Consider the following 24701-nt stretch of genomic DNA (forward strand, 5'->3'; position numbering starts at 1 on the left):
CGGTAGGTTAAGGCGTCGTGCGCGTCTACAACTTCTCCGCCGGCCCTGCCACCATGCCCCTCGAGGTCCTCGAGCGAGCCCAGTCCGAGCTGACCGACTGGCGCGGCTCCGGTATGTCGGTGATGGAGATGTCGCACCGCAGCAAGGAGTTCGTCTCCATCGCGGCGCAGGCCGAGGCCCGGATGCGTTCCCTGCTCGCGGTGCCCGAGGAGTATGCCGTCCTCTTCCTGCAGGGCGGCGCGACCGGGCAGTTCGCCGGCGTCCCGCTGAACCTCGCCGCTCCCGGCGCGCCGGCGGCCTACGTGAACACCGGCTCGTGGAGCGCCAAGGCCATCGACGAGGCCAGCAAGTACGTCGACGTTCGCGTGATCGCGGACGAGAAGGAGTCCAACTACGCGACCGTGCCCGCCGAGGACAGCCTGGAGGTCCCGGGTGACACGGCATACCTGCACCTCACCCTCAACGAGACCATCGGCGGGGTGGAGTTCCCGTACATCCCGGACACCGGGGCGGTCCCGCTCGTCACCGACGCCAGCTCGACGATCCTGTCCCGCCCGCTCGACGTGTCGAAGTTCGGGGTGATCTACGCCGGTGCGCAGAAGAACCTGGGCCCGTCCGGGCTCGTGGTCGTCATCGTCCGGCGTGACCTGCTGGGCCGTGCCCGGCCCGAGGTGCCCGCGGCGCTGGACTGGACGGCGATGGCCAAGGCCGACTCGATGCTCAACACCCCACCGACGCTGGCCTGGTACCTCGTCGGGCTGGTGCTGGAGTGGGTCGAGGAGCACGGCGGGCTCAGCGCCATGGCCGAGCGCAACCGTGCCAAGAGCGAGCTGCTCTACGGCGCCATCGACGCCTCCGACTTCTACTCCAACCCGGTCCAGCCGGCCGCGCGGTCCTGGATGAACGTGCCCTTCCTCGTGCCGGACCCGGCCCTGGAGAAGCCGTTCGTCGCCGCGGCGCAGGAGGCTGGGCTCTCCGGGCTGGCCGGCCACCGCAGCGTGGGCGGCATGCGCGCCTCCATCTACAACGCGATGCCGATCGAGGGCGTACAGGCCCTCGTCGACTTCATGACCGACTTCGAGCAGGAGAACGGCTGACCATGAGCAACGGCAGATTCCCGATCCAGACCCTCAACGCCATCTCCCCGGTCGGTCTGCAGCGGCTCGACCGCGACATCTTTGACCTCGGCACGGACATCGCCGAGCCCCGCGGGATCCTCGTGCGCTCGGCGGACCTGCACGACCGCCCGGTCCCGCGGAGCCTGTATGCCGTCGCCCGGGCCGGTGCCGGGACCAACAACATCCCGGTGGACAAGCTGGCCGCCCTGGGCATCCCGGTCTTCAACACCCCCGGCGCCAACGCGAACGCGGTCAAGGAGCTGGTGATCGCCGGCATGCTGCTGGCGGCCCGCAACCTCTACCACGCGGCCGACTACACCCGGGACCTGGTCGCGACCCAGGGGCTGTCGGGCAAGGCCCTGGACGAGCAGGTCGAGGCCGGCAAGAAGCAGTTCGCCGGCTTCGAGCTGCCCGGCAAGACGCTGGGCGTGATCGGGCTGGGCTCGATCGGTGTGCTGGTCGCCAACGCCGCGCAGTCGCTGGGGATGAAGGTGCTCGGCTACGACCCCGCGGTGACGATCAAGAACGCCTGGCAGCTCTCCCCCAACGTCGAGCGGGTGGAGAGCGTGGAGGAGCTGTTCGCCCGCTCCGAGCTGATCACGCTGCACGTCCCGCTCGTCGACGGCACCAAGGGGCTGGTCAGCGCCGAGCGGATCGCGAGCATGCCCCGTGGTGCGGTGGTGCTTAACTTCGCCCGTGGGGGCGTGGTGGACGAGGCCGCCGTGATCGAGGCGCTCGACTCGGGCCACCTGCACGCCTACGTCAACGACTTTCCCACCGAGGCCGGTGCCGTCCACCCACGGGTGATCACCCTGCCCCACCTGGGCGCCTCCACCGGTGAGGCCGAGGACAACTGTGCGGTGATGGCGGTCGACCAGCTGCAGGACTTCCTGCTCAACGGCAACATCCGCAACGCGGTGAACTTCCCCGAGGTCGTCATGGCCCGGACGCCGGGCACCACCCGGCTGGGCATCTTCAACGAGAACAAGCCGAACATGATCGGCCAGATCACCGCCGTGCTGGCCGAGGCGGGCCTCAACGTCGCGGAGTTCACCAACAAGTCCAAGGGTGACTACGCCTACACCCTCGTGGACGTCGAGGGCGAGGTCCGCGACGAGCTCAAGGCGCAGATCCTGGCCATCGACGGCATCGTCCGGGCCCGCAAGCTCTGACCGGGCGGGCTACGCCGAGGCGTCGGCCTCGGCGCGCCCGGCGAGCCGGTCGACGGAGGACTGCAGCATGTCGGCCGTGGTGCTGCGTGCCCGGTCCATGCGGGCGGGGTCGGTGAGCCCGCTCCAGTCGTAGGTGTGCGTCACCCTGGTGGTGCCGTCCGCCTGCGGCTCGAGCGTCCAGCGCCACAGGTGACCGGCCGGAGGCTCACCCGGCGACGCGGGCTTCCAGGCCAGCAGGCGGTCCTCCTCGAACTCCACGACGTGGTTCTCCCGGGTCTTGCCGTTGGTCAGCGCCATCGTGAACACGTCGCCGACCTGGTGCACCCGCTGCCCGGCGGGTGCCTCGACGAGGTTGTCGTTGCCGTCCCACTCGGGCTGCCTGGCGGGGTCGGCGATCAGGGCGAAGATGGTGCGGGGCGGGGCGTTGACGTCGCGGCTCGCCTGGACGATCTGGGTCGTCGGATCCTGGTCTGCGTCCATAGGCCCATCCCATCACAGTGCGTGGGGCCAGGACGCAGGAGCGGCTCGGAGCGACCTCGAGCCTCAGGGCCGGCTCAGGAGCGGAGCACGGTCAGGGGCAGCAGCGTCTTGCCGGTGGGGCCGATCTGGATCTCGGTGTCCAGCTGTGGGCACACGCCGCAGTCGAAGCACGGGGTCCACCGGCAGTCCTCGACCTCACGCTCCTCGAGAGCGTCCAGCCAGTCCTCCCACAGCCACTCCTTGTCCAGCCCGGAGTCGATGTGGTCCCAGGGCAGCACCTCGTGCTCGCCGCGCTCGCGGGTGGTGAACCAGTCGACGTCCACGCCGGTGCCCTCCAGCCCCCGCTCCGCGGCCGTCATCCACCGCTGGTACGAGAAGTGCTCGCTCCAGCCGTCGAACCGGCCACCGGCGCGCCATACCTCCTCGATCACCGCGCCCAGGCGACGGTCGCCGCGCGAGAGGAGGCCCTCGACGATCCCCGGCTGGCCGTCGTGGTAGCGGAAGCCGATCGCCGAGCCGTAGCGCCGGTCCGAGCGGACGGCCTCGCGCAGCTTGGCCAGCCGTGCGTCGGTCTCCTCCCAGCCCAGCTGGGCGGCCCACTGGAAGGGGGTGTGCGGCTTGGGCACGAACCCGCCGATGGACACGGTGCAGCGGATGTCCCGCCGCCCGGAGACCTCGCGCCCGGTGTCGATGACCTTCTTGGCCAGGTCGGCGATCGCCAGCACGTCCTCGTCGGTCTCGGTCGGCAGCCCGCACATGAAGTAGAGCTTGACCTGTCGCCAGCCGGCCGCGTACGCGGCGGTGACGGTGCGGATGAGGTCCTCCTCGCTGACCATCTTGTTGATCACCTTGCGCATCCGCTCGCTGCCGCCCTCGGGTGCGAAGGTCAGGCCCGAGCGGCGGCCGTTACGGGTGAGCTCGTTGGCCAGGTCGATGTTGAAGGCGTCCACCCGGGTCGAGGGCAGCGAGAGACCGGTCTGGGTCCCCTCGTAGCGGTCGGCCAGGCCCTTGGTGATCCCGGCGATCTCGGAGTGGTCGGCCGACGACAGCGAGAGCAGGCCGACCTCGTTGAGGCCGGTCGAGCACAGCCCCTGCTCGACCATCTCGCCGATCCCGGTGATCGAGCGCTCCCGCACGGGGCGGGTGATCATCCCGGCCTGGCAGAACCGGCAGCCGCGCGTGCAGCCGCGGAAGATCTCCACGCTCATCCGCTCGTGCACCGACTCGGTCACCGGCACCAGCGGCGTCTTCGGGTACGGCCAGGCGTCGAGGTCCATCACCGTGTGCTTGGAGACCCGCCACGGCACCCCGTGCAGGTCGGCGCGCGGGGCGACCCGCTGGATCCGCCCGTCGGGCAGGTAGGAGACCTCGTAGAACGCCGGCACGTAGACGCCGCCGGTGCGAGCCAGCTCCAGCAGCAGACCCTGCCGTCCCTCGGGGCGGCCGGCGCGCTTCCAGGCGTTGATGATCCGGGAGGTCTGCAGCACCGCCTCCTCGCCGTCGCCCACGATCGCGGCGTCGATGAAGTCGGCGACCGGCTCGGGGTTGAAGCTGGCGTGCCCGCCGACCAGCACGATCGGATGCTCGTCGCCACGCTCGCGGCTGTGCAGCGGGATCCCCGCCAGGTCGAGCGCGGTGAGCAGGTTGGTGTAGCCCAGCTCGGTGGAGAAGCTGACCCCGAGGACGTCGAAGTCGGCGACCGCGCGGTGCCCGTCCACGGTGAACTGCGGCACGCCGCGCTCGCGCATGAGCTGCTCCATGTCCGGCCACACCGCGTAGGTCCGCTCGGCCAGCGCGTCCGGCTGCTCGTTGAGCACCTCGTAGAGGATCATCACGCCCTGGTTGGGCAGCCCGACCTCGTAGGCGTCGGGATACATCAGCGCCCACCGGGCGGTGCTCGCTCCCCCGCAGTCCCACTCCTTGACCTGGGAGTTCAGCTCACCGCCGATGTACTGCACCGGCTTGCTGACCTCCTCCAGCAGCGGCTCGAGGTCGGCGAGCAGCGACCGGCCGGGCGCGCGGACAGGGGTGACAGGTGCTGCGGACATACCCCCAGGGTATGCAGTGCGCCGCGGCCGACCCAACGGCGCCACGCGGCGCGGTGGGTCGGCCGGGCGGCTCAGGCGTCGGCGTAGAACTCGTCGAGCTTGTCGCGGTACTTCTCGGTGACCTTCTTGCGCTTGAGCTTCATGCTCGGGGTCAGGTCGCCCTCCTCGACGGAGAGGTCGTGGTCGAGGATGTGGAACTTCTTGATCTGCTCGTGCCGGGCCAGCCTGGTGTTGAGCTCGTCGACATAGCCCTGCACCATCTCGCGCGCCTTGTCGGAGGTGACGATCTGGGCGTAGGAGTCGCCGGCCATGCCGTTCTTGGCACCCCAGTCGGTGATCGAGTCGGGGTCCAGGGTGATGAGCGCGGAGACGAAGTTGCGGTGCTCGCCCTCGACGATGAGCTGGCTGGCGTAGGGACAGACGCCCTTGAACATCGACTCGATGTGCGAGGGGGCGACGTACTTGCCGCCGGAGGTCTTGAACAGGTCCTTCTTGCGGTCGGTGATCCGGACGTAGCCGTCCTCGTCGATCTCGGCGATGTCACCGGTGTGCAGCCACCCGTCCTGCAGGGCCTGCCCGGTGGCCTCCTCGTTGTCGTGGTAGCCGGTCATGATGCCGGGACCGCGCATGAGCAGCTCGCCGTCCTCGGCCACCTTGACCTCGGTGCCGGGCAGCGGCCAGCCGATGCTGCCGATCCGGTTCTTGGCGTGCTCGGGGCGGTTGACCAGGGAGGCCGCGCTGGACTCGGTGAGTCCGTAGCCCTCGATGATCATCAGGCCCATCGCGTCGAACCACCGGCCGATCTCGGGGTTCAGCGCGGCGGAGCCGGAGATGAAGAAGCGCACCCGCCCGCCGAACCGGTCGCGGATCTTGGACAGGACGAGCTTGTCGGCCAGCCGGTACTGGGCCGCGAGCAGCCCCTTGGGCTCGGCGCCGGTGGCCCGGACCTCCGAGACCCGCTTGCCGACCCCGCTGGCCCAGGTGAACAGCTTGGCCTTGATGCCGCCACCGTCGGCCATCATCGTGGTGATCCGGCCGTAGGCCTTCTCGAAGATGCGCGGTGCCGCGCCCATGAAGGTCGGCTGGACGACCGCCAGGTTCGGGACGATCTTGTCGACCCGGCCGTCGACGGCGGTGGCGAAGCCCATCTGCAGGGGCAGCATGAGCAGCAGCTTGCCGAAGACGTGCGCCAGGGGCAGCCAGAGGTACTGCAGGTCGTCCTCGGAGAGGATCTGCACCGCGTCGACCGCCGCGGCCTCGTAGGTCCACGCCGAGTGCGGCAGCCGCACGCCCTTGGGGCGTCCGGTGGTGCCGGAGGTGTAGATGATCGTCGCCAGGTGCTCGGGGGTGAGACCGTCGATCCGGGCGTCCACGATCCCCGGCTCGGCCTGCAGCCGGGCCCGGCCGAGGTCCTCCAGCTCGGCGAAGGTGATGACGTCCTGGTTGTCGCCCGAGGCGCCGTCGATCACGACGATCTTGAGCACGCCGCCGAGCTGGTCGCGGTGCTCGAGCACCTTCTGGACCTGCTCCTGGTCCTCGGCGATGACGACCCTGCTGTCGGAGTCGGTGACGACGAAGCGGACGTCCTCGGACAGCATGGTCGGGTAGACGGTGGTGGTCGCCGCGCCGGCGCACATCACGGCCAGGTCGGAGAGCACCCACTCCAGGCGGGTCGAGGAGGCCAGCGCGACCCGCTCCTCGGGCTGCACCCCGAGCTCGATCAGGCCCGCCGCCAGGGCGTAGGCCCGGTCCTTGGTCTGGGCCCAGGACAGCGAGGGCCACTGCTCGCCGTCGGGGTAGAGGAAGGCGTCTCGGTCGGGGCTCTTGGCCACGCGGTCACGGAACAGGTGACCTACGCTCGGCGCACGATTCTGCAGAATCGTCTCGTCGTAGGTCTCGTCGGCCAGTCGGGCCATCGTCAACTCCTTCGTCGGCAGGTCCTCGGTGCATCTTCTCAGGTGGTGGGGCGCGTTACCAAGCGCCACGCCCTCGGAAGGTGGGCTGCTGGGCGCAGGAGAGCAGTCCCAGCGCGAGCCAGCAGGCCAGCATGGAGGACCCGCCGTAGGACAGGAACGGCAGCGGCAGCCCGGTGACGGGCATCAGCCCGAGGTTCATCCCGACGTTCTGGAAGGTCTGGAAGGCGAACCAGCAGGCGACGCCGACCGCGACGAGACGTCCGAAGGGGTCCTCGCAGCGCAGCCCGACGAGCAGGGCCCGCACCACGAGGAAGCCGAGGAGGGCGACCAGCCCCAGGCTGCCGAGCAGGCCCAGCTCCTCCCCCGCGACGGAGAAGATGAAGTCGGTGTGCTGGAAGGGGATGAACCCGCCCTGCGTCTGCGGCCCCTGACCGAGACCGGTGCCGGACCATCCCCCGGAGCCGATCGCCAGGCGCACCTGGGTGGTCTGGTAGCCGATCCCTTCCGGGTCCAGCGCGGGGTTCTGGAAGGCGAGGAGCCGGTTGACCTGGTACGGGTCCAGCAGCGGCACCCTGACGGCGGCCACCACGGCCGCGACCGTGCCGCCGACCGCGGCGGCCGTCCACCGCCACGAGGCCCCGGAGGTGGCCACGACCCCGATCGTCAGCACGCCGAAGACCAGCGCGCTGCCGAGGTCGGGCTGCAGCATGATCAGCGCGACCGGGAGCGCCGCCAGCACCCACGCCAGCAGCACCTCCCGCCAGCCGGGAGGCCGGTAGGGGTCGTGCCCCTCGGCCAGGATCATGGCCAGCCCCACGACGAGGCCGATCTTGGCCAGCTCGGAGGGTTGCAGCGAGAACCCGCCGGGCAGGAACAGCCAGGACCGGGATCCGTTGACGGTCTCCCCCAGCGGGGTCAGCACCAGCAGCAGCCCGAACAGCCCTGCGAGGTAGACCCACGGCGCGAGCGCCCGCAGCCAGCGCACGTCGACCGCCGCCACCGCCAGGGCGAGGGTGATCCCGATGGCGGCGTTGACCAGGTGCCGGACGGCCAGCGCGCTGCCCGCCCACCCCTTGGTCGAGGACCAGATGAGCAGGGCGCCGACGACGGTGAGGCCGAGCGCGGCGACGAACGGGGCCCAGTCGGTGCGGGCGTAGCGCGCGCCGACGGTGCGGGCGCGGCTCGCCATACCGTCCTCGACCGTCCTCGACCGCTTCGCTCAGGCCAGCAGTGCGCGGGTGCGGTCCACGTCCTGCGCCATCTGCTCCATGAGGTCCTCGACCGAGGCGAAGCGCACATTGCCCCGCAGCCGCTCGACGAAGTCGACCCACACCACCTCGCCGTAGAGGTCGAGGTCGTCCCGGTCCAGGACGTAGGCCTCCACCGTGCGCCGCACCACGTCGTCGAAGGTGGGGTTGGTGCCGACGGAGATCGCGGCGGGCAGCCGACGGTCGGGGTGCCCGGGCGGCAGGGAGGGCCGCTCCAGCCAGCCTGCGTAGACACCGTCGGCGGGGACCATCCCCTCGCTGCGGGTGGACAGGTTGGCCGTCGGGTAGCCCAGCTCGCGGCCCCGCTTGTGCCCGTGCACCACCTCGCCGGAGACCCGGTGCTCGCGGGCCAGGATCTCGGTCGCCGTGTCCATGTCCCCGGTGGCCAGCGCCTCGCGCAGGGCGGTGGAGGACCAGGCCCGCCGCCCGCGCTCGAACTCTCCCTCGGTCTGCTGCACCACGACCTCGAAGCCGTAGCGCTCCCCCAGCTCGCGCATGGTCTCTACGTCACCGCTGTTGTGCAGGCCGAAGCGGGTGTCCTGGCCCACGACCACGACCTGGGCCCGCAGTCCCTCGACGAAGGTCTGGACCACGAAGTCCTCGGGCGTGAGCTGCGCGTACTCGCGGGTGAACTCGATGACCACCACGCCGTCGAGCCCGACCTCCTCCAGCAGCGCCAGCCGGTGCTCGAGCCCGACGATCGCCTCCGGCGCCCGCTCGGGGTGCAGGACGGCCACCGGGTGGGGGTCGAAGGTCACCGCCACGGCCGCCAGACCGCGTCCCGCCGCCAGGTCCACGACGGTGCCCAGCACGGCCCTGTGCCCGCGGTGGACGCCGTCGAAGTTGCCGAGGGTGGCTACGGTCGGACCGAGGTCGGTGGGGACGTCGTCCAAGCTGCTCCAGCGATGCACGGGCGTCACTCTAACCGCCGTCGGCGGGCGCAAAGACCACGAGCGCCCTGGCGAGAGGTTCGCGCTTTCGCGACTCGTCCAGCACGGCGACGAGCCGTCCGTCGGGGCCGATCGCGGCCACGGGACGGGGCCGGCCCGGCTGCTCGGCGGGGATCCGCTGGCCGTAACCCAGCGCGCGGGCCTCGGGCTCGGTGAGCTCGCGCACGGGCAGGGCGGCCCGCGCGGCGCTGGCCAGGTCGACCAGGTATGCCGTGGGGCCGGGCCCCTGCTCGGGGTCAAGTTGGTCGAGGGTGACCGCCGTGTCCAGGTCGAGGTCGCCGACCCGGGTGCGCCGCAGCGCCGTCAGGTGGCCGCCGACGCCGAGGCTGGCGCCCAGGTCCCGGGCGAGGGCACGCACGTAGGTTCCGGAGGACACCTCGACCTCGACGTCCAGGTCGACGACCGGGGTGCCGTCCGCCAGCTGCTCGTCGCGCCGCCGGAGCACGGTGAACCGGGAGACGGTCACCGGCCGGGCGGGCAGGGTGACGTCCTCCCCGCCGCGCACGCGGGCGTAGGAGCGGCGGCCGTCGACCTTGATGGCGCTGACGGCGCTGGGGACCTGCTCGATGGGTCCGGTCAGCGCCGCCACCGCCTCGGCGATCTGCTCGTCGCTGACCTGGCCGGCGGGCGTGGTCGCCGTGGCCTCACCCTCCGCGTCGTCGGTCAGGGTGGCCTGGCCGAGCCGCACGGTGGCGGCATACCCCTTGTCGTGGCCGACGAGGAAGGTGAGCAGCTTGGTGCCACGGTTCACGCCGAGCACCAGCACCCCCGTCGCCATGGGGTCCAGGGTGCCGGCGTGCCCGACCCGGCGGGTGCGGCACAGCCGGCGGACCCGCCCGACGACGTCGTGGCTGGTCCAGCCGGCCGGCTTGTCGACGACGAGGAGCCCGTCGCCGACGGGCGGCTCAGCGCTCATCCGGGGCGTCGGTCCCGCTGACGGACCCCGCCTGGGCGTCCAGCTCGTCCTGCCGGTCCAGCTCGTCCTGCCGGTCCTGCTCGTCCCGCTCGGCCCGCTCGTCCTCGGCCTGCTCGGCCTCGGTCCGCGGCTTGCGGTAGGGGTCGGGCTCGCCGGCGTAGCCCTTCTCCGCGCGGGCGGCCGCGAGCTCGGCATCCCGGGCGGCGACCTGGGCCAGCAGCTCGTCCAGGTGCTGGGCGTCCTCCGGCAGGGCGTCCAGGATGAACTCCAGGCTGGGCGTGAGCCGGATGCCCAGACCCTTGCCGACGAAGGAGCGCAGACGGCCGCGGTAGTTCTCGAGGATCTCCGCGGCGGTCGCCCGGTCCTCGTCGGTGCCAAGCACCGTGTAGAAGACACTGGCGTGCTGCAGGTCGCCGGTGACGCGGACGTCGGTGATCGTGATGAACCCCACCCGCTCGTCCTTGACGACCTGGGACATTCCCTGGGTCACCAGCTGCTTGATCCGCTCGGCAATCCTGCGGGCGCGTGCCTGGTCGGCCATGAGGTCCTCCTGTTGTCGTCGGGGCTTGTCGTCGGGGCTTGTCGTCGGGGCTTGCTCGTCGGGGCTTGCTCGTCGGGCTCGTCGTTGGTGCGGGTCCGCTCGGGAAGCCCGTCCATCCTACGGACGACGCGGCCGGCCCCACCTGAGCAGGTGGGGCCGGCCGGACGTCATACCTGCGATCAGCTGCGGGGGATCTCGCGCATCTCGTAGGTGGTGACGAGGTCATCGATCTGGAGGTCGTTGAACGACCCCAGGTTGATGCCGCACTCGAAGCCCTCGCGGACCTCGGTGACGTCGTCCTTGAACCGCCGCAGACCGGCGATCTCCAGACCCTCGGTGATGACGACGCCCTGGCGGGTGATGCGTGCCTTGGCGCCGCGGTTGATCGTGCCGCTGCGCACCAGCGCACCAGCGACGTTGCCGAACTTGGAGCTGCGGAAGATCTCGCGGACCTCCGCGGAGCCCGTCTGGTGCTCCTCGTACTCCGGCTTCAGCATGCCCTTCAGGGCGTTCTCGATGTCCTCGATGGCCTGGTAGATCACCGAGTAGTACCGGATCTCCACGCCTTCCTTGTCGGCGTAGTCGGCGTTCTGGCCCTCGGCCCGGACGTTGAAGCCCAGGATGATGGCGTCCGAGGCGACGGCGAGGTTGATGTTGTTCATCGTGATCGCACCGACACCGCGGTCGATGATCCGCAGATCGACCTCGTCGCCGACGTCGATCTGCAGGAGGGCGTCCTCCAGCGCCTCGACCGAACCGGACACGTCGCCCTTGAGGATGAGGTTGAGGGTCTCGACCTTGCCCTGGGCCAGGGCCTGGTTGAGGTCCTCCAGGCTGATCCGCTTGCGGGACTTGGCCAGCGCGGCCTGCCGGTCGGCTGCCTCGCGACGCTCGGCGATCTGCCGGGCGGTCCGGTCGTCCGGCGCCACCACGAAGGTGTCGCCGGCGCGGGCCACCGTGTCCAGACCCAGCACCTGCACCGGACGCGACGGGGTCGCCTCCGCCACGTTGTTGCCGTGCTCGTCGAGCATGGCCCGCACACGGCCGTGGCTGGCGCCGGTGACGATCGCGTCGCCGACCCGCAGCGTGCCCTGCTGGACCAGCACGGTCGCGACGGCGCCGCGACCCCTGTCCAGGTTGGCCTCGATCGCGACACCGCGCGCGTCCTTGTCGGGGTTGGCCCGCAGGTCCAGCGCGGCGTCCGCGGTCAGCAGCACCGCGTCGAGCAGCTCGTCGATGTTCTGACCCTGCTTGGCCGAGACGTCGACGAACATGGTCTCGCCGCCGTACTCCTCGGCGATCAGGTTGTACTCGGTGAGCTGCTGGCGGATCTTGGCCGGGTTGGCGCCCTCGACGTCGATCTTGTTGACCGCGACCACGATCGGCACGTCGGCCGCCTGGGCGTGGTTGAGCGCCTCGATCGTCTGCGGCATGACCCCGTCGTTGGCGGCGACCACGAGGATCGCGATGTCGGTCACCTTGGCACCACGGGCACGCATGGCGGTGAACGCCTCGTGACCCGGGGTGTCGATGAAGGTGATCGCCCGCTCGTTGCCCTCGTGCTGGGCGCGGACCTGGTAGGCACCGATGTGCTGGGTGATGCCACCGGCCTCGGCGGCACCGACGTCCGCGGAGCGGATCGCGTCCAGCAGGCTGGTCTTTCCGTGGTCGACGTGACCCATGACGGTCACGACCGGCGGGCGTGCCTCCAGGTCCTCGTCGGACTCACCCTCGGTCTCGGCATCCAGGTCGATGTTGAAGGCGTTGAAGAGCTCACGCTCCTCCTCCTCCGGGGAGACGACGCGGATGTCGTAGCCGAGCTCCGAACCCAGGACCGCGAAGGTGTCCTCGTCCAGCGACTGCGTCGCGGTGGCCATCTCGCCCAGGTGGAACAGCACGGTCACCAGCGCCGCGGGGTCGACGTTGATCTTGTCGGCGAAGTCGCTCAGCGACGCGCCGCGGCGGACCTGGACGACCTTGCCGTTGCCGCGAGGGACGTTGACGCCGCCGATGGCGGGTGCCTGCATCGCCTCGAACTCTGCGCGCTTGGCCCTCTTGGACTTGCGCCCGCGGACCTTCCCGCCGCCGCGACCGAACGCTCCAGCCGTGCCGCCACGGCCACGCGGACCACCGCCACGACCGCCGGGGCCACCGCGGAAGCCACCGGGGCCACCGGGGCCGCCGCCGGGAGCCCCGCCGGGCCCGCCGGGACGCCCACGACCACCGGGACGCGCAGGGCGCTCGCCGGGACGGGGCACGGAGGCCCGCTCGGGCATCATGCCCGGGTTGGGCCGGGGTCCGCCCGGACGGGGACCGCCGGGACCGGCCTGGCTGCCGCGGGTCCCGCCGGGGCGGGGCATGCCCTGGCTCGGTGCGAACGGGTTGTTGCCCGGACGCGGGGCACCGCCACCGCGCTCACCGCCCGGGGCGGGGCGGCGCTCACGCGCCTGGCCCATGCCCTGGCTCGGAGCGAAGGGGTTGTTGCCCGGACGCGGTCCCGGCTTGGCGCCCGGACGTGCCGGACGGGGACCGCCGCCGGGACGACCGGCGTCAGCCGGGCGCTCACGCCCGGGGCGCTCGGTGCCCGGACGGCCGGACGAGGGACGCTCCGCCGCCGGACGCTCCGGCTGGCGGGGACCCGGCTTGACGCCCGGGGCGGGGCGGGACGGCGCGGCCTCGGTGGGCTCGACGGCCGGCTCCGCGGCGCGGCTGGGCTCCGCCTGAGCCGGAGGCTCGGGCGTCGGCGCCGGCTCCGGCGTGGGAGCGGGCTGGGGCGTCGCCGCACCCTGCTTGGGAGCGGCCGGCCCGGGCGTCGGGGCTGCGGGCGACGGGGATGCGGGCCCGGGCGCCGGGGCAGTTGCCCCGGGCTTGGGGGCCGCGGCACCCGGCCTGGGCGCTGCCGGACCGGGCCTTCCGGGCTGGGCCGCGGGACGAGGGGCGGAACCCTTCTCGTCGGCCGCCTTGCTCTTGCCCTTGGCTGCGGCCGGGGGGTTCTCGCGAATCTTGCGGACGACAGGGGGCTCGATGGTCGACGATGCCGACCGGACGAACTCTCCCTGCTCCTTCAGGTGGGCGAGCAGCTGCTTGCTCTCGACCCCGAGCTCTTTGGCGAGCTCGTAGACCCTGAGTTTTGCCACGGTGTGGTGTCTCCTTGAAGGTTGCGCCACGACCGGGGCCCGCTCAGGGCACAGCCGTGACTAGTGCTGGTGGGTGCTCATTGCTGAGTACTCATCGGGTGCTCATCAGCGTCAAACCCGCTTCCGGTTCCTCGATGACAGGTCCCACGTCAGGACCCGCCCTGTGCTGACCGACCGGGTCGGGCGACCCGGTCTGCTGTGTCACGTGTGCTGCTGCGCCACCCACTCCTGCACGGCGTGCGAGTCGGGCTGGCTCCCCGCCGGGAGGCGGAGCGCTCGCCCGAAGGCGCGTCGTGCAATCGCGGTCTGCAGGCAGGCGGGGTCGGGGTGCACGTAGGCGCCTCGGCCCTGCCCACGCCGTCCCCCGTCGGGCTCGATGACCCACCGGCTGGTGGACCCGTCCCGACGTGCGACGACGCGCAGCAACACGGTCTGCTCGTCCCTCCCCCGACACCCCACACAGGTGCGCACGGGCGTGTGCCGTGGGCGTGGAGGGGTGGGGTCGGTCCGGACAGCGTCTACCATCCTACACCTCTTGGGCGCCGGCCCGGTGCTCTTCCTGCTCTTCGGTGTCGGCGCGGATGTCGATCTTCCAGCCGGTGAGGCGGTTGGCCAGCCGGGCGTTCTGCCCTTCCCGGCCGATCGCCAGGGACAGCTGGTAGTCCGGCACGACGACCCGGACCTGCTTGGTCCGGGTGTCGACGACGCGGGCGGACTGGACCTTGGCCGGCGACAGTGCCGCCGCGACGTAGCGAGCCGGGTCATCGTCGTAGTCGACGATGTCGATCTTCTCGCCCTGCAGCTCGCTCATCACCGCTCGGACCCGCTGGCCCATCGGGCCGATGCAGGCCCCCTTCGCGTTCACGCCCGGCACCTGGGTGTGGACGGCGATCTTGGTGCGGTGGCCCGCCTCGCGGGCCAGGCCGGCGATCTCGACGGTGCCGTCGGCGATCTCGGGGACCTCCAGGGCGAACAGCCGACGGACGAGGTTCGGGTGGGTCCGGGACAGGGTGATCTGCGGCCCGCGAGGTCCGCGCTTGGCGCTGACCACGTAGCAGCGCAGCCGCTGGCCGTGCGGGTAGGACTCACCTGGCACCTGCTCGGCGGAGGGGAGCTCACCCTCGACCGTGCCGAAGTCGACCAGCACCATGCGCGGGTCGCTGCTCTGCTGGATGATCCCGGAGACGATGTCGCCCTCTCGGGCGCGGAAGTCGCCCAGCACGGCGTCGTCCTCCAGCTCGCGCATCCGCTGGGTGATGACCTGCCGCGCGGTGGAGGCGGCGACCCGTCCGAAGCCCTGGGGCGTGTCGTCATACTCCGGTCCGGGCTCGCCGCGGGTGCCGTTCTCCAGCACCGGCGCGTCCTCGCGGGCCCAGACCGTCACGTGGCCGCTGCTGCGGTCCAGCTCGACGCGCGCGTGCCGGGAGTGTCCCTCGACGCGCTGGTAGGCGGAGAGCAGTGCCTGCTCGATCGCCTCCACGATGACGTCCATGGGGATCTCGCGCTCACGCTCCAGCAGCCGCAGTGCGGCCATGTCGATGTCCATCAGTCGTCCTTTCCGTCGCGCCGGTTGAACTCGACCTGCACGAGCGCCTTGGTCACCTGGGTGAGCGGGATCGGGGTATGCGGCGCCCCGGCCAGGGTCAGCAGGGCCGCCTCCCCGTCGCTCGCCACGGCGGTCAGCCGGTCGGTCGTGGTCGTGCCGTCGGTGCTGGTGATCTTGACCAGGCGGCCGACATTGCGGCGGAACTGGTCACGGGTGGTCAGGGGCCGGTCGAGGCCGGCGGAGCTCACCTCGAGGGTGTAGGGGTTCTCGCCCAACACGTCGGAGGGGTCGAGCGCGTCGGAGACGGCGCGGGTGGCCTCGGCGACCTCGTCCAGCGTCAGCGGCTCGACGGTGGAGGTGGTGTCGTCGTCCGGCAGCTCGCTGACGTCGCGGGCCAGGAAGATGCGGACGAGCCGGCGACGACCTGCCTGGTGCACCTCGACGGCGTCCACGACCACCTCCGTGCCGGCGAGTGCGTCGGCAGCCAGCTGCGTGATCGACTCGGTGGTGACCCGGGCGTCCATGCGGTGCTCCTGTCTTCTGCTGTAGACCGGGGGCGGGCACCGCAAGATGCCGGCCACGTCGGTCGGGGCGTCTACCCTACCCAATGAGATGATCCCCGTCATGCCTTCGACCGGACCGAGCCGCCGTGCCCTCCTGCGGGCCGGGCTGGTGGGGATCGCGTCGGCCGGTCTGCTGTCCGGGTGCAGCGGCGACCGGGTCCGCACGCCCTGGTCCCCCGAGCCGACCGTCGACGAGGCGGACGCGGCACGGCGGATGCCTGACGGCGACCTGCTGCTGCGGGCCCGTGAGCGCCTCGCCGGCCACCGTGCGGCCCTGTCGCGGGCCCAGGCCAACACCCCCGCGGTTCGGGCCAAGGCGCGGAGCACTGCGACGCTGTGGCAGACCCAGCAGGAGCGGCTGGAGCAGCTGCTCGCCCTGGGCGGGATCACCCTGCCCGAGCTCGACGTGCAGATCCTCACGCCATCCGCGGACGAGGCCGCAGAGGACGCAGACCGGGATGGGGAAGCGACGACCGGCGGGCATGACGGGGACGAGGCGACCGGCGACCACGGGGCCGCCACGACGGCGCCGGGCTCGGACGACGCCCGGCAGACCGCGGCCGGACCGGCCCCGCGCACCGTGGGTGAGGGCCTGCTCGCCGACCTTCCCGAGGTGCTCGAGGATCTCAGCCGCTCCAGCGCGCTCAACCGGGCGATGCTCGTCTCCCTGGCTGCCCAGCACGTCGAGTCCGCGCGCCTGCTCGGCGCGCCGGTCGAGTGGCCGCCGCTGGAGGGGCCGGTGGGCGCGGCCGCCGTGCCGGTGCTGGCACGTACCCGGCCGGCCGTGTTCGGGCTGGAGGTCGTCGCCGCCCGTTCTCGGGAAGACGAACGGCTCCGCTACGAGTCGGTGCTGGCCGCCGTCCGCTCCACGACCCGCGCCCTGACGACCCTCGCCGGTGACGCAGCTCCCCTGCCACCCTTGGGCTACGACCTTCCCGAGCCCCTGGAGGACGAGCCGGACCGGCTCGCGCTGGCCCGGGCGCTGGTGCACGACATCGAGCCGGCGGTCCTGTCGGTGGTCGACCGGGCCGGCAGCGACGTGGAGCAGCTGCGCTCGCTCGTCCGCCTGGTCGCCGAGACTCAGCAGTGGGCCCACGAGCTGGACGTCGACCCAGATCCCTTCCCCGGCATGACGCTGCCTGCGGCATGAACGCCGCCCAGCGGCATGACGCCTGTGCACCACGGAGATCGGGGCCCGATGGCAACCGGTGGGTCTGATGAGTTGGTCACTGACTTCTGAGGAGGTGCCGCCTCAGCTCGTGCGCGACCTCAGCGGGCGGCCCCTCGATCTGGAGCCGGACATCGGTCGGCACCCGGCCTCGGACCTCCGGCAGCCTCGCGGCCAGGACCGGGGCGGCACGTCGCGCGTCACCACGGCGCCACGCGTGGACGGGGACACCTGGCTCGCTCAGCTCCCGGCCACGGTGGGCGAGGCCATGGACCGCTGGCAGCTGGCCCGGGACCACTCGGCACCGCTGCGGTCCGGCTACACCGCGCTCGTCGTCCCGGTGCTGCGACCCCGGGGCGACGCGGGGGTGCTCAAGGTCGGCTGGCCGCACCCCGAGGCCGACCACGAGCACCTCGCCCTGCGGGCCTGGGCCGGCCGCGGGGCCGTCGAGCTGCTGGCGGCCGACCCCGCCTCCGCAACACTGCTGCTCGAACGCCTCGACGCCGACCGGGACCTCACTTCGGGCTCGGTGCTGGAGACGACGGAAGCGTTGGGCCACCTGGTCCGGGTGCTCGACCGGCCAGCCCCACCGTGGCCTCCGCCGCTGAGCTTGCACGTGGCCCGCATCGCCGACCAGCTGGACCGGTTCGGTGCCGGATCCGGAGCGGCCAAGGCGTTCCCCCGCCGGATGGTGCAGCAGGCCGCCTCGATCGCCCGGGACCTGCTCTCCGAGGGCGAGGCAACGGGCGGTCCGCGTAGCACGGGCGGGGCGCGGGACAGCGGTGGGCCGCGAGGCACCGGTGGGCCGCAAGGCACCGGTGGGCGGCGAGGCAGCGGGAGAGCGGGCAGCCCGCGTGGCGGAGAGGGCCTCCACCCGCTGGACGCGCGCCTGGTCCATGCCGACCTGCACCAGGGCAATGTGCTGTGGCGCCCGGATCCTGGCGAGTGGGTGGCGATCGACCCCAAGGCGATGGCCGCCGACCCGCACTGGGCCCTTGCCCCGGCACTGTGGAACCGGTGGGACGACGTGCGAGCTGCCCACGACGCTCGTGCCCACCTGCAGCTGCGGATCGGGCTCCTCTCCGACGCCGCGGGGCTGGACGAGGACCGCGCCCGCGCCATGACGATCCTCCGGCTGGTGCACAACGCCGTCCACGCCGCCCAGACCGGCGACCCCGACGCCGCCGAGTGGGCCGACAAGGCGGTCACCATCGTCAAGGCCGCCCAGCCGGGCTGACGACTTCCACCCGCATCCCAGCCACCTCCTCGCGCCGCCTCCCGGCCCTCTCCTCGTCCCACATACTCGGCCGCCTACTCGCGCCGCATCCCGGCCCTCTCCTCGTCCCACATACTCGGCCGCCTCCTCGCGCCGCCTCCCGGCCCTCTCCTCGTCCCACATACTCGGCCGCCTCCTCGCGCCGCACCCGGGCGCCCTTATCCCGACGCCCTGGTCTCCGCCACCGTTCGCCGCGCGCCGGCTCCTCGGGCCACCCCTCCCCTCCCGACCCAGCGCCTCCGACACCTGACTCGACCGAGCCGGCGGCGTGTCTGCACAGTGCTCACCGGCTCTGCGGCGTGTCGCACCCCCAGGCGTGCGAACCGCCACAAGCGAGTTGCCGCACGGGTGCTCCTTGTCGAGGTCCGGCCAGGTCGGCGGCACGGTCGGTGATCGAGCAGCCGGCCTAGTCCCCCAGGTCCACAGCCACCGAGATCCACAGCCACCGAGCGCAGCCATCTTGTCCACAGATCGGGCCCACGCTGCTACCCACGGTCGGCGCGAGGGTCTTGGCTCCAGACATGACGAAGAACGGCCGACCGACCTTTCCCGTGATCCCAGGACAACGAGGTCTCGCCACGAAGAGACAGCTGATGACCGCTGGCTTCAGCCGATCGACAGTGGACCACGCGCTGCGGCGTGACTGGCAGCTGCTCCTCCCCGGTGTGGTTGCGCCCCACCGGGGTCCGGTGGACGCCGATACCAGACTCGCCGCGGCCGCTCTGTGGGCCGGGCCTCACGCGGTGCTGACCGGAGGGGTGGCGATCGATCGATACGGTCTGCCAGGGGCCGACAGGAGCGAGGCGCTCTTCCTGGTTCCCGCCACCGCGCGGAACCGTTCCGTCGGCTCCGTCCGCTCGGTCCGCACGACGCGGGAGATACCCATAGCGCGGCACTCCGGCTGCGTGCAGATGGTCAGCCTGGAGCGGGCACTCGTCGACCACGGGCTCCGACAGGGGCCGACACCGCGTGATCTCAAGGCGCTGACGATCGCCGCCCTGCAGCGCGGCCTGAGCAGCCTGGAGCGGATGGAGGCCGAGCTCGACCATGCCTGGGCGCGCGGCACGGAGCCCGTCCGAGAAGGGCTGGACAGTTTCGCCAAGGGTGCCTGGAGCCTCCCTGAGGACGCCCTGGCCACCCTGTTCCGGGCTGTCCCAGAGCTCGCGAACGGGTTGTACAACCGGACGGTCAGCACGGTGGGCGGGGTAGTCATCGGGACCCCCGACGTCTTCTTCCCTGCCGCGGGTGTTGCCGGTCAGGTCCACTCCCGGCAGCACCACAGCGGCTACGCGGACGACGGCACCGATCTGTGGAGCCTCACGGTGGAGAAGGACGGCGTCTTCACCGACCACGACATCATCGTCATCGGAGTCACACCGCGGTCCTTGGCCATGCGTCCGCAGGCCGTGCTCGACCGGTTCCGCACCGTGGTGTCCCGCAACCTGGGCCGCGCCTACGGTCCGGTGGTGGTCGACGGCGAGACGCACGGTCTCGGGGCCCACGACCGCACGGACGTCGCTCAGTAGCGCCGGCCCCACCGGCCGGCTCGTGCCGGGTGACCAGCGCGCCGAACGCACGGCAGCAGGAACCGCCCGGCCCCTGCTGCGATGTGCTCGTGACGGTGCGCACGTGGGAGCGTGCGACACGCCGCAGCCCCCCGCCGCACCTGTGCAGACACGCGGGGGTCGCCCACGGAGTCGCAGACGAACGGGGACGCACGGCGGGCAGGCCGGCGGCCGGCGCGGGGTCGGGGACGAAGGACGGCGGCAGGCAGGCCGGCCCCGGGCATGGGAGGAAGGACGCCCGGCGGGCAGGCGGCATACCGTGGGGTGATGGCCAACCGTCTTGCCGCCAGCACCTCGCCGTACCTGCAGCAGCACGCCGACAACCCGGTCGACTGGTGGGAGTGGGGCGACGAGGCGTTCGCCGAGGCGCGGCGGCGGGGCGTGCCGGTGCTGCTGTCGATCGGGTATGCGGCCTGCCACTGGTGCCACGTCATGGCCCACGAGTCGTTCGAGGACGAGGAGGTGGGGCGGGTCCTCTCGGAGGACTTCGTGGCGATCAAGGTCGACCGGGAGGAGCGCCCGGACGTGGACGCGGTCTACATGACGGCGACCACGGCGCTCACCGGGCACGGCGGCTGGCCGATGACCTGCGTGCTGACCCCCGAGGCGGAGCCGTTCTGGGTGGGGACCTACCTGCCGCGGGAGAACTTCCTGCAGCTGCTCACCGCGGTCACCCAGCAGTGGCGCACCGACCGGGAGCGGCTGGAGCAGGGTGCCCGGCAGATCGTCACCGCACTGCAGGAGGCAGACAGGAGACCCGCCGGAGGAGCGGACGAGCCGGTGTATCCCGCCACCTCTGCGTCCCCGAGCACCGCCGCCTCTGCTCCCGCGATCGCGGGGCTGGCCGCGTCTGACGACACCGACCTGCCCGCCGTCGACCTCGGGCTGCTGTCCGACGCGACCCGCTCCCTGGCCGGCGACTACGACCAACAGCACGGCGGGTTCGGCGGTGCGCCGAAGTTCCCGCCGTCCATGGTCCTGGCGTTCCTGCTGCGCCACCACGGCCGCACGGGTGACCCCTCGGCGCTGGAGATGGTCCACGGCACCTGTGAGGCGATGGCCCGGTCGGGGACCTACGACCAGCTCGGCGGCGGCTTCGCCCGCTACGGCGTCGACCGCCGGTGGGTGGTGCCGCACTTCGAGAAGATGCTCTACGACAACGCCCTGCTGCTCGGGGTGTATGCCGATCTGGCCCGGACGGATGCGACCTCGCGGCCGTGGGCGGAACGGGTGGTCCGGCAGACCGTGGACTGGCTGCTCGACGAGATGTGGACCGAGCAGGCCGCCTTCGCCAGCTCCCTGGACGCCGACACCGACGGCGTCGAAGGGCTGACGTACGTGTGGACGCCGGAGCAGCTGCGCCAGAGCCTCGGTGAGGAGGACGCGGCGCGGGCCGCGACCCTGCTGGGGGTGACGCAGGAAGGCACCTTCGAGCACGGGTCCTCGACACTGCAGATGCGCGCCGACCCGGAGGATCCGCAGTGGTGGGCCTCCGTCCGCGAGCGGCTCCTGCTGCGCCGCACCCTGCGCCCGCAGCCGGCCCGTGACGACAAGGTGGTCACCGCCTGGAACGGCCTGGCCATCGCCTCCCTCGCCCACGCCGGCTGGTTGCTGGAGGAGCCGGACTGGGTCGACGTGGCAGCCCGCTGCGCCCGGTTCCTGCTGAGCACCCACCTCGTCGACGGCCGGCTGCGCCGCAGCTCCCGCGACGGTCAGGTGGGTGCCGCGCTCGGGGTCGCCGAAGACTACGGCAACCTCGCCGACGGCCTGCTCGCGCTGCACCGGGCGACCGGGGAGACGATCTGGCTGGAGCAGGCCGGTGTCCTGCTCGACCGCGCCGTCGACCTGTTCGGTGAGCCCGACGGTTCCTTCGCCGCCACCGGCCACGACGCGGAGCGGCTGGTGCTGACGCCCCGGTCACAGGGGGACAACGCCGAGCCGGGCGGGCTCTCGGCCATCGCGCTGGCCCTGGTCCGGCACGGTGTCCAGGCCGGCCGTGCGGACCACCTCGCCCGGGCCGGGGCGGCTCTGCGCAGCACCAGCACCCTGCTGCGTCAGGCCCCGCGCTTCGCCGGCTGGGCCCTGACCGCGGCGGAGGAGCTGGCGGCCGGCCCGGCCCTGGTGCGCCTCTCCCCCGCCCCCGCCGACGAGAGGGCGAGGAAGTGGCGGACCCAGGGTGGCGAGCACGCCCCGGACGGACACGCACCGCACGGACACCCACGGGACGGGCACGGACCGGACGAGCTCGGGCGGGCGGCACGGCATACCCCGGCAGGGACCCTGGTGGTGGACGGTGACGCGTCGATCTCGCCGGTGGGCGGGGCGCGGGCTGCGGTCGTCTGCCACGGCACGACCTGCGGGCTGCCCCGCACCGACCCGGGCGACCTGCCCCGGTTGGCGCGCGGGGGGGCCGGTCACGCACGATGAGCACCATGCGCTCTCGCCTGCTCCCTGCCCTGCTCGGCGGTCTCCTCGTGCTCACCGGCTGCTCCGGGGGCGATGCCACCGAGGAGGAGAGTTCAGCTCCCGTGGTGAGAACCTCGGACCCCGCACCAGCCGCGCCGACCACTGACGACGCCACCACGCAGACCGGCGCGCCGGGCGACGACGCCGCGAGGACGAGCGCCGCGCCCACCGCGACGGAGAACGCAGGTGCGACGGCCGACGCCACGGGCCAGTCGGGCGGGTCGGACGACTCAGAAGACGCGGACGACTCGGAGGAGGCAGCACCGGCCCTGCCCGAGGGCCCGGTCAACGTGCTGCTCATCGGCACCGACTCCCGCGATCCCGACTCGATGGACGGCAACGCGGACACCATCCTGCTCGCGCACCTGCCCTCGGACCGATCCTCGATCGGTCTCGTCTCCCTGACCCGCGACATGTGGGTGCCCATCCCCGGCGCAGGCGAGGGAAAGATCAACTCGGCCTTCCCGATCGGCGGCACCCCGCTGCTCACCGAGACCGTGAGCGAGCTGCTGGGCGGGCTCGACATCGACTACACCGTGCAGTCGAACATGAACGCCTTCGTCAACCTCACCCGTTGGCTGGAGGGGTTCGAGGTCGACAACCAGTACGCCACCGAGGTCACCGTCGAGTCCACCGGTCGCCGCGTCGTCTTCGAGGAGGGGCCGATCTGGCTGGAGAACACGGACGCGCTCATCTACGCCCGCCAGCGGCAGGGTATGCCGCTCGGTGACCTGGACCGGACCGAGCGGCAGCGCGCGGTGCTGGTCGGCATGATGCACCGGCTGCAGGAGCGACTCGAGGAGGACCCGGACGCCTTCCCCGAGCTGGTCGCCAACCTCTACGGCAATGTGCGGGTCACCGGCGAGCTCGAGGTCGAGGACCTGCTCACCCTCGCCCCGCTGCTGCGTGACCTGGACCCGGACGATGCCTACTCCCTCATGGTCCCGATCACCGGCTTCGACATGATCGGCGGCCAGTCGGTCAACGTCGTCGACCGCGAGGGCACGGCGGCCCTGGGTCGGGCACTGCGCGAGGACGACCTGGCGGGCTACGTGGAGCGCCACGGGACCAGCTACGCCCCGTAGACCGCGCTGCGCCGGAGACCGCAGAGGCGTCAGGCCCTGCGCGGCCATCCACCGCGCGTCGTCCGCAGCGCATCGGCGGTGGTGCCTACGCTGAGGACCATGCCGTTCCCGACCGGCCGCGCCCGTCTGGGCGCGCTGACCCTCATGCCCCTGCTCGTCCTCACCGCCTGCTCCGGGGACGACGGCACCACCGGCGCACCGTCGGGGACGCCGCCGGCGACCGCCACACGGGACGGCGCGGACGCCACCCAAGGCCCTGACGTCGCGGACCCCGCGAGGACCGCCCGCGACGAGGAGCTGCCCGGCGACGGGGACACCACTCACGACTCCGCCGCGGACGCCCCGGTGGCGATCACCATCGCCGCCAGCGGCGACGTCCTGCCCCACTCCTGGGTCAACGTCAGCGCGCGCATCTACGCCGGGTCCGAGGACCGCTCGATGTACCCGACGGACGGTGCCTCCTACGACTACACCCCGATGTTCGCCGACATCGCCGACCTGGTCTCGGGCGCGGACCTGGCCCTGTGCCACCTGGAGACTCCGCTGTCGCCCGACAACACGAACCTGTCCTACCCGAACACCCTGTCCTTCAACACGCCGCGCGAGATGGCCGACGCGCTGTCCGGCGCCGGCTACGACGGCTGCGACTTCGCCTCCAACCACACCATGGACCGTGGGATCCAGGGGGTGGCCGACACCGAGCAGGTGCTGCGCGGGGTGGGGATGGGGTATGCCGGACCCACCGCCCGCGAGGACCGCGCCGGGCGGGCGGAGGTCTACGAGGTGGCCACGGACTCGGGCGGCGTGGCGCGCGTGGGTCACCTCGCCTACACCTACACCTACCCCAACTCCGGCTCCCCCACGACCTACATCCCGCAGGAGGCGCCCTGGCTGGAGCAGGCCCACTGGCCCACCCTGGGCAGCGCCGGCATCCTGGAGCAGGCGCAGGCCGCGCGGGAGGAGGGCGCCGACTTCGTGGTCCTGTCCATGCACTGGGGCGAGGAGTACCAGGCGCAGCCCACCCGCCAGCAGCGCGAGCTGGCGCAGGACCTGCTGGGCTCGGACGCGGTCGACCTGATCCTGGGAACGCACGTGCACGTCATCCAGCCGTGCGAGCAGATCAACGGCAAGCACGTGATCTACGGCCTGGGCAACTCCCTCTCCAACCAGTCGCCCACCACGGCGGCCTCGCTGCGGCCAGAGACCCAGGAGGGCATGGTCGCCCTCCTCACCCTGTCCCGGGACGAGCAGGGTGCGGTCAGCTCGTCGATGGCCTACCAGCCCACCCGCGTGGAGATCCCGCCGGAGCTCGCCCCGGGCCACAACATCCGGCTGGTCTCGCCGCAGACCCACCCCGAGTCCTGGGAGCGCACGGTCGCGGCCGTCGACCTGCTCGGCGGGTGCGACGCCGAGCCGCTCGATCCCTCGAGCTCGTCCTGACCCACCCCGGCTGACCCACCCCGGCTGACCCGCCCCGGTCGACCCG

General features: G+C 72.2%; 19 protein-coding genes. 8 read left to right on the top strand and 11 right to left on the bottom strand.

The genetic code is table 11. From position 1 onward, the window contains the following. The first annotated feature begins 17 nt into the window (after positions 1-17). Entirely contained in the window at positions 18-1097 is a 1080-nt protein-coding gene (serC, locus tag ESZ52_RS12045; RefSeq protein ID WP_131105139.1) for a 3-phosphoserine/phosphohydroxythreonine transaminase, read from the top strand. A 2-nt stretch (positions 1098-1099) separates the two neighbouring features. After that, entirely contained in the window at positions 1100-2290 is a 1191-nt protein-coding gene (locus tag ESZ52_RS12050) for a phosphoglycerate dehydrogenase (protein WP_131105140.1), read from the top strand. A gap of 9 nt (positions 2291-2299) precedes the next feature. Here ESZ52_RS12050 and ESZ52_RS12055 read toward each other — a convergent pair whose 3' ends face one another. The 11 genes from ESZ52_RS12055 to ESZ52_RS12105 form a co-directional block, all read right to left on the bottom strand. Then, positions 2300-2770 carry an SRPBCC family protein gene (locus ESZ52_RS12055; protein WP_131105141.1) on the bottom strand — a complete coding sequence of 157 codons (471 nt, stop codon included), beginning with the start codon at positions 2768-2770 and terminating at the stop codon, positions 2300-2302. 74 nt (positions 2771-2844) lie between these two features. After that, a complete protein-coding gene (locus ESZ52_RS12060) occupies positions 2845-4818 on the bottom strand; it encodes a TIGR03960 family B12-binding radical SAM protein (RefSeq protein ID WP_131105142.1) in 1974 nt (657 codons plus the stop codon). Between the two features lie 71 nt (positions 4819-4889). Then, positions 4890-6734, bottom strand: coding sequence for an AMP-dependent synthetase/ligase (locus ESZ52_RS12065; protein ID WP_202865332.1), 1845 nt, complete (start codon positions 6732-6734; stop codon positions 4890-4892). 55 nt (positions 6735-6789) lie between these two features. Beyond that, complete coding sequence (gene rodA, locus ESZ52_RS12070; protein ID WP_131105144.1) at positions 6790-7923, bottom strand: rod shape-determining protein RodA; 1134 nt, start codon at positions 7921-7923, stop codon at positions 6790-6792. A 30-nt stretch (positions 7924-7953) separates the two neighbouring features. Beyond that, positions 7954-8913, bottom strand: a complete 960-nt coding sequence (locus tag ESZ52_RS12075) for a bifunctional riboflavin kinase/FAD synthetase (protein ID WP_131105145.1) — start codon at positions 8911-8913, stop codon at positions 7954-7956. Positions 8914-8923: 10 nt separating this feature from the next. Next, the gene (gene truB / locus ESZ52_RS12080; protein WP_131105146.1) at positions 8924-9868 is read right to left on the bottom strand and encodes a tRNA pseudouridine(55) synthase TruB; all 945 of its coding nucleotides are present in this window, start codon (positions 9866-9868) and stop codon (positions 8924-8926) included. Continuing rightward, the gene (gene rbfA / locus ESZ52_RS12085; protein ID WP_131105147.1) at positions 9858-10409 is read right to left on the bottom strand and encodes a 30S ribosome-binding factor RbfA; all 552 of its coding nucleotides are present in this window, start codon (positions 10407-10409) and stop codon (positions 9858-9860) included. Before rbfA ends, truB begins: the two co-directional genes overlap by 11 nt. Before the next feature lie 179 nt (positions 10410-10588). Beyond that, complete coding sequence (gene infB / locus ESZ52_RS12090; protein WP_131105148.1) at positions 10589-13546, bottom strand: translation initiation factor IF-2; 2958 nt, start codon at positions 13544-13546, stop codon at positions 10589-10591. A gap of 201 nt (positions 13547-13747) precedes the next feature. Beyond that, positions 13748-14071: a YlxR family protein gene (locus tag ESZ52_RS12095; RefSeq protein WP_131105149.1), complete on the bottom strand. Its 324-nt coding sequence runs from the start codon at positions 14069-14071 to the stop codon at positions 13748-13750. A gap of 1 nt (position 14072) precedes the next feature. Beyond that, positions 14073-15092, bottom strand: a complete 1020-nt coding sequence (gene nusA, locus ESZ52_RS12100; RefSeq protein WP_131105150.1) for a transcription termination factor NusA — start codon at positions 15090-15092, stop codon at positions 14073-14075. Next, the gene (locus tag ESZ52_RS12105; protein WP_131105151.1) at positions 15092-15616 is read right to left on the bottom strand and encodes a ribosome maturation factor RimP; all 525 of its coding nucleotides are present in this window, start codon (positions 15614-15616) and stop codon (positions 15092-15094) included. The genes nusA and ESZ52_RS12105 overlap by 1 nt, the downstream gene beginning before the upstream one ends. Positions 15617-15704: 88 nt before the next feature. Here ESZ52_RS12105 and ESZ52_RS12110 point away from each other — a divergent pair, with 88 nt between their 5' ends. From ESZ52_RS12110 to ESZ52_RS12135, 6 genes are all read left to right on the top strand, one after another. Further along, the gene (locus tag ESZ52_RS12110; RefSeq protein ID WP_131105152.1) at positions 15705-16805 is read left to right on the top strand and encodes a DUF4439 domain-containing protein; all 1101 of its coding nucleotides are present in this window, start codon (positions 15705-15707) and stop codon (positions 16803-16805) included. 67 nt (positions 16806-16872) lie between these two features. Next, on the top strand, positions 16873-18060 hold the full coding sequence (locus ESZ52_RS12115) for an aminoglycoside phosphotransferase family protein (protein WP_131105153.1): 1188 nt from the start codon (positions 16873-16875) through the stop codon (positions 18058-18060). Between the two features lie 944 nt (positions 18061-19004). Then, entirely contained in the window at positions 19005-19625 is a 621-nt protein-coding gene (locus ESZ52_RS12120) for a hypothetical protein (RefSeq protein ID WP_131105154.1), read from the top strand. 306 nt (positions 19626-19931) lie between these two features. After that, the gene (locus ESZ52_RS12125) at positions 19932-22091 is read left to right on the top strand and encodes a thioredoxin domain-containing protein (protein WP_131105155.1); all 2160 of its coding nucleotides are present in this window, start codon (positions 19932-19934) and stop codon (positions 22089-22091) included. Positions 22092-22096: 5 nt separating this feature from the next. Next, positions 22097-23215 (top strand): LCP family protein, encoded by a 1119-nt coding sequence (locus ESZ52_RS12130; RefSeq protein WP_181009979.1) that lies wholly within the window; start codon positions 22097-22099, stop codon positions 23213-23215. Positions 23216-23314: 99 nt separating this feature from the next. Next, positions 23315-24655: a CapA family protein gene (locus ESZ52_RS12135; protein WP_131105157.1), complete on the top strand. Its 1341-nt coding sequence runs from the start codon at positions 23315-23317 to the stop codon at positions 24653-24655. Positions 24656-24701: the final 46 nt, after the last annotated feature.

Source organism: Ornithinimicrobium sufpigmenti (assembly GCF_004322775.1).
Taxonomy (GTDB): domain Bacteria; phylum Actinomycetota; class Actinomycetes; order Actinomycetales; family Dermatophilaceae; genus Ornithinicoccus; species Ornithinicoccus sufpigmenti.